Source organism: Umezawaea sp., from assembly GCF_057122925.1.
This window is the reverse complement of sequence record NZ_DBNGPQ010000114.1, coordinates 68,545-81,292: the sequence shown is the minus strand read 5'-3', so window position 1 is coordinate 81,292 and position 12,748 is coordinate 68,545. Positions and strand designations below refer to the sequence as shown.

The following is a 12,748-nucleotide window of genomic DNA, read 5'->3' as shown; positions in this document are numbered from 1 at the left end:
ACCGCCCCCGCCGCCGACGGAGGCCGCGGTGATCACGGTGACGCCGTCGCGCTCGTACGGCTCGGAGTACACCCGCCGCACCGTGATCGCGTCGCGCGCTTCGGTGATGATCTCGTCGATCTTCATGCCGGCTCCTCCCCGCGGTGCGGCTTCGGCTCTGGTGCTCGCGCTCGGCCTAGGTGGACCGCACCACGCCCGCTTCGCTTCCGCCCCCGAGGTTCCCGCCCTCCGCCGCCGGACGGCAGAGCGCTTGGTCCCAGACCGCCGATGACGTTCGGCACTCCTCCTGGAACCGCCCCGTGGTCGGCCACGCCGGGGGCGCACCGCTCGTCGGGGTGAGCGGTGCGCCCCCGGCGTGGCGCTACGTCCGTTCCGGCGGCGCGGGCTGCTCGGCCTCGACCGGCGGGGCGGCCTGGTGGCGCGACGCGCGGACCGCGGCGACGAGCAGGGTCGTCCCGCCGAGCGCCAGGACCAGGACACCGCCCACCAGCAGTGCCAGCGAGATCGGTCCGAGCGCGGGGACGGTCGCCCGTGCGGACAGGTCGGTGTCGACCACCCGGCCGCCGTCCTCGTTGAGCACGGCCACCGCCCACGTGCCCCGTTCCGCGCGCCAGGTCAGCGATCCGGTCCCGGACGCCACCCACACCGACTGGGCACCGGGCTCTCCGGGCGGCGGACCGCCCGCCCGGTGCCGCTGGTCGACGTCGTTCCCGCCCAGCACCACCTCGTCGTGCTCGACACCGGAGAGGTACCGGGCCACGTCGTCCGCGCGGCCGATGCCGACGAACACGTCCCGGTCCACCCGCAGCTCGACCTCGCCGAGCCAGTCCCCGCCGATCTGCCACCGCGGGTCGGTCCAGCTCAGGTCCACCGCGCCGAACGACACCGCGTACCCGTCGGTGCGGAAGGACTCCGTCCCGGTGTCGAGGTACCCGGCGCTGTCGCGCTGGGTCGCGTCGGCCCAGAGCCCGACCGTCCCGACCGCGGAGACCAGCGCCCCCAGGCCGAGCAGCAGGGCCCCGACCACGGCGGCCGCGACCCGACCGCCGGACCACCCGTCCGCGCGGGGCGGCTGCGGCGGCGGCACCTGGTCGATCGTCGTGGCGCCGGGTTCGTCGCCGCCGAGGTCCAGGCGGAACGGCGGGTAGGCGTCGGTCATCAGGCCCGCGTACGCGGCGACGCGCAGCGCCCACCTGTCCATCCCGAGCAGGAGGTCGAAGAGGCCGCTCGGGTAGCGGCCGGTGAAGAGCAGCCCCACCCCGGCGAACACGGCGGCGAGGGCCACCAGTCCGCCGCCCGCGCCGTAGGCCCACTCCCCCGCCCGCGCCGCCGCGTACCCGCCGCCGCCGAGGAAGACCGCGAGGACGAGGTAGTGCGGGATCGCCAGCAGCCACCACTTGACCAGCACCAGACCGCGCGACAGGTGCTCGGGGTAGGCGATGTCCAGGGTCGCCGGGTAGTCGGGCACCGCGCCGAGCGTGAAGGGCGGGTACCGGTCGGTGCCCAGCGCGCCGTAGGTGTAGTAGGCGACGCGCCAGGTCCAGCGCAGCACGCCGAGGGTGAAGTGGAACAGGGGGCGCGGGTAGCGGCCGGTCACCAGGATGCCGAAGAACGCCAGCACCGTGCACGCCGCGAACCCGAACCACAGGAACACCAGCACGACGTGGTGCGGGACCGCCAGGAACCACTTGACCAGCCAGAGCCACCGGCTCAGTCCAGGATCGAGCCTCCCGCGCACCCGCACCGGGTAGCCTGCCGCCGCCGTGGTCATCGCGCCTCCTCGTGGTGTGGCGCTCGAACCCGCCCGCGTCCCGACGGGCGCGGACGTCGAGCACCCAGGGGTCGTCCACCTCCACGCTCGCCCACCGGGACGGGCGCGGTGAGGGTCCAACCGACCGACTCGCACGGGACTTCGGACCCGGGACGGCCCCGTTCCGCTCAACGCCTCCGCCACTGGTGGTCCGTTCGGGTACTCCTGCGGACGAATCCGCCCGGCATTCCTCCGGGGAGTACCGTTGAGAGATCAAATACCTTATTTCCGATAGTCTGATCGGCCAGTGGAACCACAATTCGGTGGGAAAAGAATGAATTCGGATGAACCCGACGTGGCCGCGTCGCACGCCGACACCGGTCCCGCGGCGAACGGGGTGTGGCGGAGCGCCCTGGGCGCCCTGCTGTCCGGTGCCAGTCCGCTGTCCGACCCGCTCGCGCTGACGCGCTCGCTCGTGGAGTGCGCCCGCGTGCACGGCGGCGCGACCACCGCGGCGCTCACCGTGCCGTTCCACGACGGCGACTGGGTCCGCGTCGTCGTCGCGACCGGCGACCTGAGCGGCTGGGAGAACAGCGTGCTGCCCCTCGGGGGCTCGGTCACGGCGCTCGCGGTCGAGGCGGCCCGGACCCTGCTGATCGACGAGGTGACGCTGGACGAGCGCACCTGCCAGTCAGCGAGGTCGAGCACCGTGGGCCCCTGCGTCGTCGCCCCCGCGTACAGCGGAGGCGAGTTCCAGGCGGCGCTCCTGCTGACCCGCTCACCGGGGCGGGCGGGCTTCGGCGAGGCGGACCGCGAGATGGCGACCGCGTTCGCCGAACACCTGGCGTGGGCGCTGCTGGTGCCGAACTCGCAGGTCGTCCGGTGCGCCACGCCCGCGGACAGCGCCAGGGACGTGGTGGCGCGCGTCTACGGCGACATCGCGGGCAGCCTGTTCGCGATCACCTCGACGCTGTGCTCGCTGAAGTCCCACGTGCCCGACGCGTTCTCGAAGCGGATCGACTCGGCCGTCCTGGAGGCGGACCGGATCACGAGCCGGGCGCGCGTCGTGGCGAGCGAGCAGGCCCGCACCGGCCGAGACCGGTCGTTCGACACCGTCCTGTCCGTGTTCGGCGCCGCCGTCGCCGAACACGGTCTGGTCGGCACCGTCGCGTTCGACAGCTCCGCGTCGCCGTCGAGCGCGACGGTCGACGCGGTGGCCCGGTGGGTCCCCGACGCGGTGTCGACCGCGGCCACGTTCGGGATCACCCGCGCGGTGGCGCTCGACCTGGCCGCGCGGACCGTCGAGGGGGCCGAGGTGCTCGCCACCGTGCGCTACCGCGGCTGGCCGCCCGAGGAGGACACCTCGACCGGAGCGGACGCCGAGGTGAATTCCTGGTTCGACGCCGGTTCCACGGGCGAAACCCGCGGGATGAACGATCGGGACGTCGTGCTCCGACTGCTGGCTCCCGATAGCGACGGCGGCGGCTGAGAACGCGCCGAACCGAATCCGGTGCCGTGGAGAATGTCACCGTCGAAATGCGGAATCCATTTCCTCCGAAACCGACGGGGAGAGCCGACCGCGGGGGCGCGCCGCCGGACCGGCGGCGCGGGACGAGCCGCCGGTCCGGTGCGCTCGGACCCTGCCGCGCGGGACCTACGACCCGGAGGGACCGGGAACGTCCGCGCAGGCCGCGTCGCGGAAGGCGGCCACGGCGTTCGCCGCGCACCCGTCGGCGAACGCGTCCGGGGCCACCACGCTGCCCACGACCGACACGGGCGGGTCGAGCGGGATCGCCCGCACGCGGGTGGAACCACCTGCCCGGACCTGGTCGGCGGGCAGCAGGGTCCAGCTGTCGGGGTCCGCGCCGATCTCCACGATCGTGTCCTGCGTCGTGCCGGTGGGGCGACCCAGCCGGGGGCTCGCGCCCGCCTCGCGCAGCGCCGCCGTGACGACGTCGTTGAGCGCCGGGTCGCACTGCCGGGAGACCAGGCGCAGCACGCCGTCAGCCAGGTCGCGGATGGACACGACGGCGCGGTCGGCGAGCGGGTGGCGGTGCGACACGACCGCGCGCAGCGGCTCCGTCCACGCGGGCAGCACCCTCACCCCCGGCGCGGACACCACACCGCGCACCAGCGCAAGGTCGAGATCACCACCGCGCACCGCCGCCAGCCGGGCGGGCACCGGGAGGTCGACCAGGACGGCCTCGAAGTCCGGGGTGCGTTCCCGCAGGACGTCGAGCCCGCGTTCGAGCCGGTCGGTGAGACCGCTGGTCGTGCCGATGCGCAGGACGCCGGTCGGGGCGTCGACCGCGGCCCTGACCCGGTCCGCCGCCTCCAGCGCCTCCCGCGCCGCGACCAGCACCCGGCGCCCGGCGGCGGTGAGGCGGACCCGGCGGGGCGTGCGGTCGAGCAGCCGCGCGCCCAGCTCCCGTTCCAGCCGGGCGATCTGCTGGCTGACGGCGGGCTGCACGATGCCCAGCCGCTGAGCGGCCCGACCGAAGTGCAGCTCCTCCGCGACCGTGACGAAGTACCGCAGCGCCCGCAGCTCCACCGTGCCCCCGACCACTCGACGATCACGCGATGTTATCGCTGCGCGTGATCATCGGGTCTGGTTCGCGGCCCGGCGGGCTGGTGGGGTCGTCCCATGAGGATCGGAGCACATCTCACGGCGGCCGACGACATCGGCGACTTCGCACGGGGCGCGGCCGACGCCGCCGCGCGCGGGCTGCACGGCGCGTGGACCAACCAGCAACCCGGCGGGTGGGACCCGTTGACCGTCCTGAGCGCGCTGCCCGACGGGCCCGCCGAACTCGGCACGGCCGTGGTGCCGACGTACCCGCGGCACCCGGTCGCACTGGCGACGGAGGCGCTGACCGTGCAGGCGCTCACCGGCGGCAGGCTCACCCTGGGGATCGGTCCCGGCCACGCGGTGCACGTGACCGGCGCGCTCGGCCTGCCCTACACCTCCCCCGCCCGCCACACCCGCGAGTACCTGGAGGTCCTCCGGCCGCTGCTGCGCGGCGAAACGGTGGCGTTCCGGGGTGAGCACTTCACCGTCGACACGGGCCCGCTCGTCCGGGCGACCCCGCCGCCGGTGCTGCTGTCGGCGCTGGGCCCGAGGATGCTCGCGGTGGCGCGGGACCTGGCCGAGGGCACCATCGCGGTGTGGGTGCGCCCGGACACCGTCGCCGACCACCTCGTCCCCAGCCTCGGAGACGGGGCGCGGGTGGTCGTGACGGTGGTGGTGTCGGTGACCTCCGACCCCGACGGCCTGCGCGAGGGCGTCGCCAGGGACTTCGCGCTGGTCGGCGACCTGCCCGCCTACCGCGCCGTCCTCGACCGCGGCGGACTGGCGGGTCCGGCCGACACCGTGGTCGCGGGCGACGAGGAGCACGTGCTGGCCGAGCTGCGGCGGTTCGGCGACGCCGGGGCCACCGACCTGGTCGTCTCGGCCGTGGGCACGCCCGCGGAGCGCGAACGGGTGCTGGACGTCGCCGCGCAGCTCGCGCGGGAGGCTTCGTGACGGTGGTGCCACGGGTCGTGGACGGAGACCACGCCGGGCACCGCGCTGACGAGCACCGGCACGACGTACCGCTCCAGGTCGACGACGTCCACGCGGCCCCCGGTGACCGCGACCCGCCACCGGACGGGTCGCCGTAGCGGGCCAGGCGGTGGCGGGCCTCGGCGGGGACGGTCCGGTCGTCGCGGCGGACCGCGGCAGGCACGTCGCGGCGGGTCACGACGCCGACGAGCCGACCGTCCCCGACCACCGGAACGCTGCGCGACCCGGTGGTCGAGCACCCGTGGCGGCCAGCTCCGCCAGGTCATCGCCTCCCGCGGTGTCCCGCGACGGCCAGGCCCGTCACGGGTCCTCGAACCGGTGGACCAACTCGCCGCGCACCTCGACGACACCGGGCAGAGCGCGCGTCAGCGCGACCGCGATGTCGACCTCGCCGCGGCGGTCGAGCTGCCCCGACAGCGTCACCACCCCCGCGTCGACCACCACGTCCACCGCGTCCGGGTCGACCCGGAGCACCGTGCGGAACACGAACCGCCGCACCTCCTCGCGCAGGTCGCCGTCGTCGCGCAGGTAGGCGCGCAGCAGGTCGAGCCGGGTGAGCACGCCGACCAGCGCGCCGTCGCGGTCGACCACGAACAGGCGGCGCACGTTCGCCTCGGCCAGCGTCGCGGCCGCCTCGCTGACCGGTGCGCCGGGGTCGATCGTGAGCACCGGCCACGACATCACGTCGTTCGCCGTGGTGCCGAGCGACCTGCGCCACCTCGCCCTCCTGGCGCGGCCCGCGATCCTTCCCGGACTGTCCCGGCCGCCGCTCCAGTACTCCTGCTTGACGAGGAGGTCGGCCTCGGAGACCACGCCGATCGGCGCTCCCCGGTCGTCGACGACCGGGACCGCGCTGATCCCGTTGTCCGCCAGCAGTTCCGCGACCTCCGTGAAGGTCGCGTCCGGCCGCGCCGTGACGACCGCCCTGGTCATCACGAACTCCACCAAGGGTTCCCGCACCCCACCCACCTCCCGTCCGCCCGCCGACAGGCCCGCGTCAGCGCGCGGCCGACGCGGTGGCGTTCACGGGACAAGGCTTTCGCCGTCCGCACCCCGCGGGCAGTGCGGTTGGTCCCGGGTCTTCGATGACGTTGGCCCCGCGGCGGGCAGGCGGGGCGCGACGAGTCCACCCCGGACCGGACGCGCCGCGGGCGCGTCTCACCCCGCTGCCGGAGCGGCGTCCGATCGGCTGCGGCGTTCGAGGAAGACGGTGTCGCGCCAACGACCGTGGTGCTGGGCGATGCGGTCGCGGACACCGAGCGTGCGGTAGCCGGCACTGTGGTGCAGGGCGAGGCTCGTGCGGTTCTCCGGGAAGATCGACGTCTGGAGGGTCCACAGGCCGTCCGCGTCGGCGGCCACCACCTGCTTGCGCAGCAACGCCTTGCCGACGCCCCGGCCGCGGAAGCCGTCGCCGACGTACACCGAGGTCTCCGCGACGCCCGAGTAGCAGTCGCGGGCCGACACGGCCGTCGCCGCGGCCCAGCCCGCGACCCGGCCGTCGACCTCGGCGACCCAGCGGTGCCCCGGCAGCCACCGGGCGTCCAGGCTCGCGCGGGAGGGCACCTCGGTCTCGAAGGTGGCGTCCCCGGTGGCGATGCCCTCGGCGTAGACCCGGCGCACGGCGGCCCAGTCGTCGGCCCGCAGGTCGCGCACGACGACGTCGTCGGGCACGTCGCTCGGGCAGCACGGCGCCGGGGCGAGCATGCCCATCACGGCGTCGGCGGCGTGCGGCAGACCGGTGCAGCACGACGGGTTCACGGTGACGAGCGTCGTCGTGCCCTGCTTGCGCAGCCCGACGAAGCCGACGTCGGCCAGCTTGCGCACGTGGTGGGAGCAGGTGGACTGGCTGATGCCGAGCTGCTCGGTCAGCTCCCCCACGCTGACCGGCCTGCTCGCGACCGCGACGGCGTGCAGCAGCCGCACCCTGGTGGGCTCGGCCAGGCAGGCGAACCACTCGGCGTAGGTCGCCGCGTCCTGCGGTGCGAGCGAGCCGAGTTGGGGGGTCGTGGTCGTCATGCGGTCGATTATCGACTCGGATCGATGGTTGCGTCAATCGAAGCCGGTCGATACAGTCGCTCCGCTGGATCGACGGAGATCGATGAATGGGGACGTTCGATGACTGACTTGCCGGTGGTAGTGGTGGGTGCGGGCCCGGTCGGGCTGGCCGCGGCGGCGCACCTGGTCGAACGCGGGATCACACCGCTGGTGCTGGAGGCCGGGCCCGGAGCGGGCGCGGCGGTGGCGAGGTGGCACCACGTGCGCCTGTTCTCGGCGTGGCCCGAGCTGGTCGACCCGGCCGCCGCCCGCCTGCTGGAGCCCACCGGCTGGCGGCGCCCGACCGAGGGCTACCCGACCGGTGCCGAGTGGGTCGAGCGCTACCTCGGGCCGCTGGCCGCGGTGCTGGGCGACGCGGTGCGGTTCGACACCGAGGTCGTCGGCGTCGCCCGACGCGGCCGTGACCGGATCGTCGACGCCGGTCGCGAGACCGAACCGCTGACGGTCCACGTCGTCACCGCCGACGGCGCGGAGGAGCGCCTCACCGCCAGGGGGCTCATCGACGCCTCCGGCACCTGGACCACGCCGAACCCGCTGGGCGGCGACGGGCTGCCCGCGATCGGCGAGCGCGCCGCCGCCGACCGGATCTCCTACCGGGTCCCGGACACGCGCGACCCGGAGGTGGCGGCGCGGTACGCGGGCAGGCGCGTGGCGGTGGCGGGCAGCGGGCACTCCGCGCTCACCGCGCTGGTGGCGTTGACGGAACTGCCGGGCACCGAGGTCGTCTGGCTGCTGCGCCGCGGCGCGGTCGGCGGCGTCTTCGGCGGTGGCGACGCCGACCAGCTACCGGCTCGCGGCGCGCTGGGCCTGCGCGCGCGAGAAGCCGTGCGGGCCGGCCGGGTCGAGACCGTCACCGGGTTCCGCACGGCCGGGGTCGAGCGCGACGGCGACGGGCTCGCGCTCGTGTCGGTGGACGGGCACCGCCTGGAGCCGGTGGACGAGGTCGTGGCGCTGACCGGGTTCCGGCCGGACCTGTCGTGGCTCTCGGAGACCAGGCTGGACCTCGACCCGGTGTTGCAGGCGCCGACCGCGCTGGCGCCGCTGATCGACCCGAACTCCCACTCGTGCGGCACGGTGTACCCGCACGGCGCCACCGAGCTGGCCCAGCCGGAGCCGGGCGTGTACCTGGTCGGGATGAAGAGCTACGGGCGCGCGCCGACGTTCCTGGCGCTGACCGGCTACGAGCAGGTGCGCAGCGTCGTGGCCAAGCTGGCCGGTGACGACGCCGCGGCCGAGCGCGTGGAGCTGACGCTGCCCGAGACCGGTGTCTGCGGCGGCTCGGGCGACTTCGACGCACCGGAGGCCGGGGGTGGCGGCTGCTGCGCCCCCACCGAGCCGCAGGTGCTCACCCTGAACGCACCCGGCGCGCGCTGACCGGGTGGAGCGGTCCGGCACGCGGGGGGAGCGTGCCGGACCGCGGGTCCCCGGTGGGCGGAGGTCGACGCGACCTGCCGCGCTCCCCCGTGCACGGCACCGGGCCGCGAGGAGGACACCACCGGTGAGCGGGATCCCCGAAGCGCTGTTCGTCCGCGTCCTCAGCGCGGGCCGGTCCCAGGTGGCCGCGGCGCTGCTCCAGCACCGCGGGCTCGGCCGCGTCGCGGTCCGGCGCGGTGAGGCGGTGCACGGGAACCGCTGGGACGAGAGCCGTCCCCGGCGACCGCGACGGCAACAGCCCGACGGCCGCCGCGGCGTGGGTTCAGCCCCACCCCGGACGGGGTCTGGACGGGTGTCGCCGTCGGTTCGCCCTCCCTAGCGTCGGCGCCACACATCGACGCGCAGTTCGGAGAAGTCATGGCTGACCACACCCGCCGCGGGTTCATCGCGGGCACCGCGGCGCTCGGAGGAGCGGCGCTGATCGGGTACCGGGCGACCGCGGCCGCCGCACCCGCCGAGGGCGAGGCGGTCCTGGTCCCGCGGGGCGACCCGCGCTACGAGGACCTCGTGCTGCGCCGCACGAGCGAGCGGTTCTTCCCGCGCCCCGAGCACTTCCGCCTGCCCACGACGACCGAGCAGGTCGAGCGGGCCGTGGACGACGCCGTGCGGGCGGGCAAGCGGGTCACGGTCCGCAGCGGCGGGCACTGCTACGAGAACTTCGTGGGCGAGGGCGCGGAGGTGGTGATCGACCTGTCCGCGCTGCGGCAGGTCGGGTTCGACCGGCGCCGCGACGCGTTCGTGATCGAGGCGGGCGCCACCCTGTGGGAGGTGTTCGAACGGCTCTACCTCGGTTGGGGCGTCACGATCCCCGGCGGCCAGTGCGGCGGCGTGGCCGCCGGCGGGCACGTGCAGGGCGGCGGCTACGGCCCGCTGTCCCGGCAGCTCGGTTCCGTCGTGGACTACCTGCACGCCGTGGAGGTGGTCGTGGTGGACCGCTCGGGACGGGCGCGGACGGTGGTCGCGACCCGCGAGCCCGACGACGAGAACCGGGACCTGTGGTGGGCGCACACCGGGGGCGGGGGCGGCAACTTCGGCGTGGTCACCCGGTACTGGATGCGCACGCCCGGCGCCACCGGCGACGATCCCGCCCGCCTGCTGCCGAGGCCGCCCGCCGTCACCCTCGGCGCGACGGTCGCGTGGAGCTGGCGGGACACCACCGAGGAGTCGTTCCACCGGCTGCTGCGCAACTACGGCGAGTGGCACGAGCGCAACAGCGCCCCCGGTTCCCGCTACGCCAGCCTCTTCAGCCCGCTGCTGGTCAACCGGCGCGCCACCGGCGCCGACCCCGGCGCGTTCGCGATGGTCGTCTCGCTGGACGGCACCCTCCCCGACGCCGACCGGCTGCTGCGGGACTACCTCGCGGAGGTCACCGAGGGCGTCGCGGGAACGACCGTGGTGCGCCCGCCGCACCGCCTGCCGTGGTTGGCGGGGGTGAAAGCGGGTTCGCTCGGCCAGGACGACGAGTCCGGGATGTTCAAGGCGAAGGCGGCCTACCTGCGCAGGCGGTTCACCGACGAGCAGATCAGGACCGCCTACGCCTACCTCACCAGCACCGACCACGAGAACGAGCGCGCGGTGATGATCCTGGTGTCCTACGGCGGGAGGGTGAACGCCACGGCGCCGGACGCGACCGCCCTGGCCCAGCGGGACAGCGTCATGAAGGTGATCTACACCGTCACCTGGGACGACGCGGGAGCCGAGCGGGCGAACCTGGACTGGATCCGGCGCTGGTACGCCGCGATGTACCGGGACACCGGGGGTGTGCCGGTCCCGAACGCCGTGAACGACGGCTCCTACGTCAACTACCCGGACACCGACACCGCCGATCCGAGGTGGAACAGGTCCGGGGTCCCGTGGCACACCCTGTACTACAAGGACAACTACCCGAGGCTCCAACGGGTCAAGGCTCGCTGGGACCCGAGGAACGTGTTCCACCACGCCCTGTCGATCGCGCCGCCGAGCTGACGCGCGTCCGGCCGAGGTGGGTCCAGGCCCGCTGTTCGGCGAAGCGGTTGCACGGGACCGCGTCCGCCGAGAGCATGAACGGCATGTCCCACGCTCGCGGCGGCCCCCTCGTCGTCGCGCGGTCCCTCGTCGAGGGGCTCACGCGGTCGCTCGTGCTCGTCGCGCTGACCGGGTTCGCGCCCGCGGTCTGCGTCGCCGCGGGCGCGGGCCTGTCCGCCGTCGTCGACACCGCCGCTGGCGCGGCGGGCTGCCTGCTCGGGGTGCTGGTCGCGGTGCTCGTGCTGGTCGCCCGCCCGGTGAGCGCCGCCACGAGGTTCCTGGTCGCCCGCTGGACCGGCGGGGAACTCCCGGCCGCGTACCAGCCGCTCGTCCCGGTGACGCGGATGGCGACGGGCTACTGGTGGAACGGGTACGACTACCAGCGCCTGCGGTGGTTCTCGCTGTGCCAGCGGTGGATCCTCCGGCGGACGCGGGACCCCGCGGCGTGGCGGGACGTGCTCTGGCTGCTGGTCGCTCCCGTCACCGTCGGTGTCGCGTCCGCGATCCCGCCCGCGCTGATCGCGGTCGGGGTCGCCGGGCTCGCGCCGCACCCGGTCACCTCGGTCGTGGCGGTCGGCGTCGGAACCGCCCTGCTGCCGAGGTCGTGGCGCTCCCTCGGGCCGGTGGCGCGCCGCGTCCTCGGCCCCTCCACCGTCGAACTGCTCAGCACCAGGGTCGCCTCGCTGGTGCGGGGGCGGGCCGACCTCACCCGCGCCCAGGACGCCGAGCTGCACCGGATCGAGCGCGACCTGCACGACGGCGCCCAGGCGCGCCTCGTCGCCATCGGCCTCTCGCTCAGCGCCGCGGAACGGCTGGTCGACACCGACCCGGCCGGGACCAGGGCGCTGCTGCGGCAGGCCCGCGCGACCTCGCTCGCGGCGCTGCGGGACCTCCGCGAACTCGTGCACGGCATCGTGCCGCCCGTGCTGCTGGAGCGCGGTCTCGTCGACGCGGTCCGCGCGCTCGCCGTCGACGCGCCCGTCCGCACGGTGGTGCGCTCCACCCTGGGTCGTCGACTCGACACACCGGTCGAGTCCGCGCTGTACTTCGCGACCGCGGAACTCGTGGCCAACGCCGTGAAGCACTCGGGTGCGACGGTCGTGGACATCGGCATCGACCGCACCGGGACGGGCGTCGCCGTCACCGTCACCGACGACGGCCGCGGCGGAGCCGACCGGTCACGGGGGTCCGGCCTGACCGGCGTCGAGAGCAGGCTCGCCGCGTTCGACGGCACCCTGCGCGTGGACAGCCCGCCGGGCGGGCCCACGACCGCCACCGCGGAGGTGCCGTGCGCGTCGTCGTAGCCGAGGACCTGTACCTGCTGCGGGACGGACTGGTCCGGCTGCTGGAGGCGTACGGCCACGACGTCGTGGCCGCCGTCGGCGACCGGGACGCCACGGTGCGAGCCCTGGAGGAGCACCGACCGGACGTGGCCGTCATCGACGTGCGGATGCCCCCCACCCACACCGACGACGGCCTCCGGGCGGCGCTGGAGGCGCGCCGGGCCCGGCCGGACCTGTGCGTCCTCGTGCTGTCCCAGCACATCGAGCAGCTCTACGCGCGCGAACTGCTCGCCGACGGCCGCGGCGGCGTCGGGTACCTCCTGAAGGACCGGGTCTTCGAGGCGGAGCAGTTCATCGAGGCGGTGGAGCGCGTCGGCCGCGGCGGCACGTCGCTGGACCCCGCGGTCGTGTCGAAGATCCTGGGCGCGGGCGCCACCTCGCCGCTCGACGCCCTCACCGACCGGGAGCGCGAGGTCGTCGCGCTGATGGCGGAGGGCCTGTCGAACCAGGCCATCGCCCAGCGCCTCTTCCTGAGCGAGGGGTCGATCAGCAAGCACACCACCTCGATCTTCACGAAGCTCGGCATCACCCCGGACGACAACAGCAACCGCCGCGTCCTCGCCGTGCTGACCTTCCTCGGCGCGACCGGGGCCGCCTGAC

General features: G+C 74.9%; 11 protein-coding genes. 7 read left to right on the top strand and 4 right to left on the bottom strand.

Translation table 11 applies throughout. The features are described from left to right. Nucleotides 1-361 precede the first annotated feature (361 nt). The gene (locus AC156L_RS26620; RefSeq protein WP_484407352.1) at nucleotides 362-1,771 is read right to left on the bottom strand and encodes a DUF4389 domain-containing protein; all 1,410 of its coding nucleotides are present in this window, start codon (nucleotides 1,769-1,771) and stop codon (nucleotides 362-364) included. A 313-nt stretch (nucleotides 1,772-2,084) separates the two neighbouring features. On the opposite strand from AC156L_RS26620, the gene AC156L_RS26615 reads away from it, so the two are divergent. Then, on the top strand, nucleotides 2,085-3,239 hold the full coding sequence (locus AC156L_RS26615) for a GAF domain-containing protein (protein WP_330879067.1): 1,155 nt from the start codon (nucleotides 2,085-2,087) through the stop codon (nucleotides 3,237-3,239). Between the two features lie 165 nt (nucleotides 3,240-3,404). On the opposite strand, the gene AC156L_RS26610 is transcribed toward AC156L_RS26615, so the two are convergent. Beyond that, nucleotides 3,405-4,316: a LysR family transcriptional regulator gene (locus AC156L_RS26610; RefSeq protein ID WP_484407350.1), complete on the bottom strand. Its 912-nt coding sequence runs from the start codon at nucleotides 4,314-4,316 to the stop codon at nucleotides 3,405-3,407. Nucleotides 4,317-4,394: 78 nt separating this feature from the next. Here AC156L_RS26610 and AC156L_RS26605 point away from each other — a divergent pair, with 78 nt between their 5' ends. Both AC156L_RS26605 and AC156L_RS26600 read left to right on the top strand, forming a co-directional pair. Continuing rightward, the gene (locus AC156L_RS26605) at nucleotides 4,395-5,273 is read left to right on the top strand and encodes a TIGR03564 family F420-dependent LLM class oxidoreductase (protein WP_330879069.1); all 879 of its coding nucleotides are present in this window, start codon (nucleotides 4,395-4,397) and stop codon (nucleotides 5,271-5,273) included. Further along, nucleotides 5,270-5,410 carry a hypothetical protein gene (locus tag AC156L_RS26600; protein WP_330879070.1) on the top strand — a complete coding sequence of 47 codons (141 nt, stop codon included), beginning with the start codon at nucleotides 5,270-5,272 and terminating at the stop codon, nucleotides 5,408-5,410. Before AC156L_RS26605 ends, AC156L_RS26600 begins: the two co-directional genes overlap by 4 nt. Before the next feature lie 202 nt (nucleotides 5,411-5,612). Here AC156L_RS26600 and AC156L_RS26595 read toward each other — a convergent pair whose 3' ends face one another. Together AC156L_RS26595 and AC156L_RS26590 are read right to left on the bottom strand one after the other, a co-directional pair. Then, nucleotides 5,613-6,272 carry a CBS domain-containing protein gene (locus tag AC156L_RS26595; RefSeq protein WP_330879071.1) on the bottom strand — a complete coding sequence of 220 codons (660 nt, stop codon included), beginning with the start codon at nucleotides 6,270-6,272 and terminating at the stop codon, nucleotides 5,613-5,615. 198 nt (nucleotides 6,273-6,470) lie between these two features. Further along, a complete protein-coding gene (locus tag AC156L_RS26590) occupies nucleotides 6,471-7,328 on the bottom strand; it encodes a helix-turn-helix domain-containing GNAT family N-acetyltransferase (protein ID WP_330879072.1) in 858 nt (285 codons plus the stop codon). Nucleotides 7,329-7,427: 99 nt separating this feature from the next. Between AC156L_RS26590 and AC156L_RS26585 the strand changes: the two genes are divergently transcribed. From AC156L_RS26585 to AC156L_RS26570, 4 genes are all read left to right on the top strand, one after another. Continuing rightward, the gene (locus AC156L_RS26585) at nucleotides 7,428-8,741 is read left to right on the top strand and encodes an NAD(P)-binding domain-containing protein (protein ID WP_330879073.1); all 1,314 of its coding nucleotides are present in this window, start codon (nucleotides 7,428-7,430) and stop codon (nucleotides 8,739-8,741) included. A 417-nt stretch (nucleotides 8,742-9,158) separates the two neighbouring features. Then, nucleotides 9,159-10,766, top strand: a complete 1,608-nt coding sequence (locus AC156L_RS26580) for an FAD-binding oxidoreductase (RefSeq protein ID WP_484407349.1) — start codon at nucleotides 9,159-9,161, stop codon at nucleotides 10,764-10,766. An 83-nt stretch (nucleotides 10,767-10,849) separates the two neighbouring features. Next, nucleotides 10,850-12,109, top strand: a complete 1,260-nt coding sequence (locus AC156L_RS26575) for a sensor histidine kinase (RefSeq protein ID WP_330879075.1) — start codon at nucleotides 10,850-10,852, stop codon at nucleotides 12,107-12,109. Beyond that, nucleotides 12,094-12,747 carry a response regulator transcription factor gene (locus tag AC156L_RS26570; RefSeq protein ID WP_330879076.1) on the top strand — a complete coding sequence of 218 codons (654 nt, stop codon included), beginning with the start codon at nucleotides 12,094-12,096 and terminating at the stop codon, nucleotides 12,745-12,747. The genes AC156L_RS26575 and AC156L_RS26570 overlap by 16 nt, the downstream gene beginning before the upstream one ends. Nucleotide 12,748: the final 1 nt, after the last annotated feature.

Bases quoted from the DNA above. Each gene is read 5' to 3' on its own strand.
- AC156L_RS26605 (WP_330879069.1), top strand. From the start codon at position 4,395: ATGAGGATCGGAGCACATCTCACGGCGGCCGACGACATCGGCGACTTC.
- AC156L_RS26575 (WP_330879075.1), top strand. From the start codon at position 10,850: ATGTCCCACGCTCGCGGCGGCCCCCTCGTCGTCGCGCGGTCCCTCGTC.
- AC156L_RS26615 (WP_330879067.1), top strand. From the start codon at position 2,085: ATGAATTCGGATGAACCCGACGTGGCCGCGTCGCACGCCGACACCGGT.
- AC156L_RS26585 (WP_330879073.1), top strand. From the start codon at position 7,428: ATGACTGACTTGCCGGTGGTAGTGGTGGGTGCGGGCCCGGTCGGGCTG.
- AC156L_RS26590 (WP_330879072.1), bottom strand. From the start codon at position 7,328: ATGACGACCACGACCCCCCAACTCGGCTCGCTCGCACCGCAGGACGCG.
- AC156L_RS26580 (WP_484407349.1), top strand. From the start codon at position 9,159: ATGGCTGACCACACCCGCCGCGGGTTCATCGCGGGCACCGCGGCGCTC.
- AC156L_RS26620 (WP_484407352.1), bottom strand. From the start codon at position 1,771: ATGACCACGGCGGCGGCAGGCTACCCGGTGCGGGTGCGCGGGAGGCTC.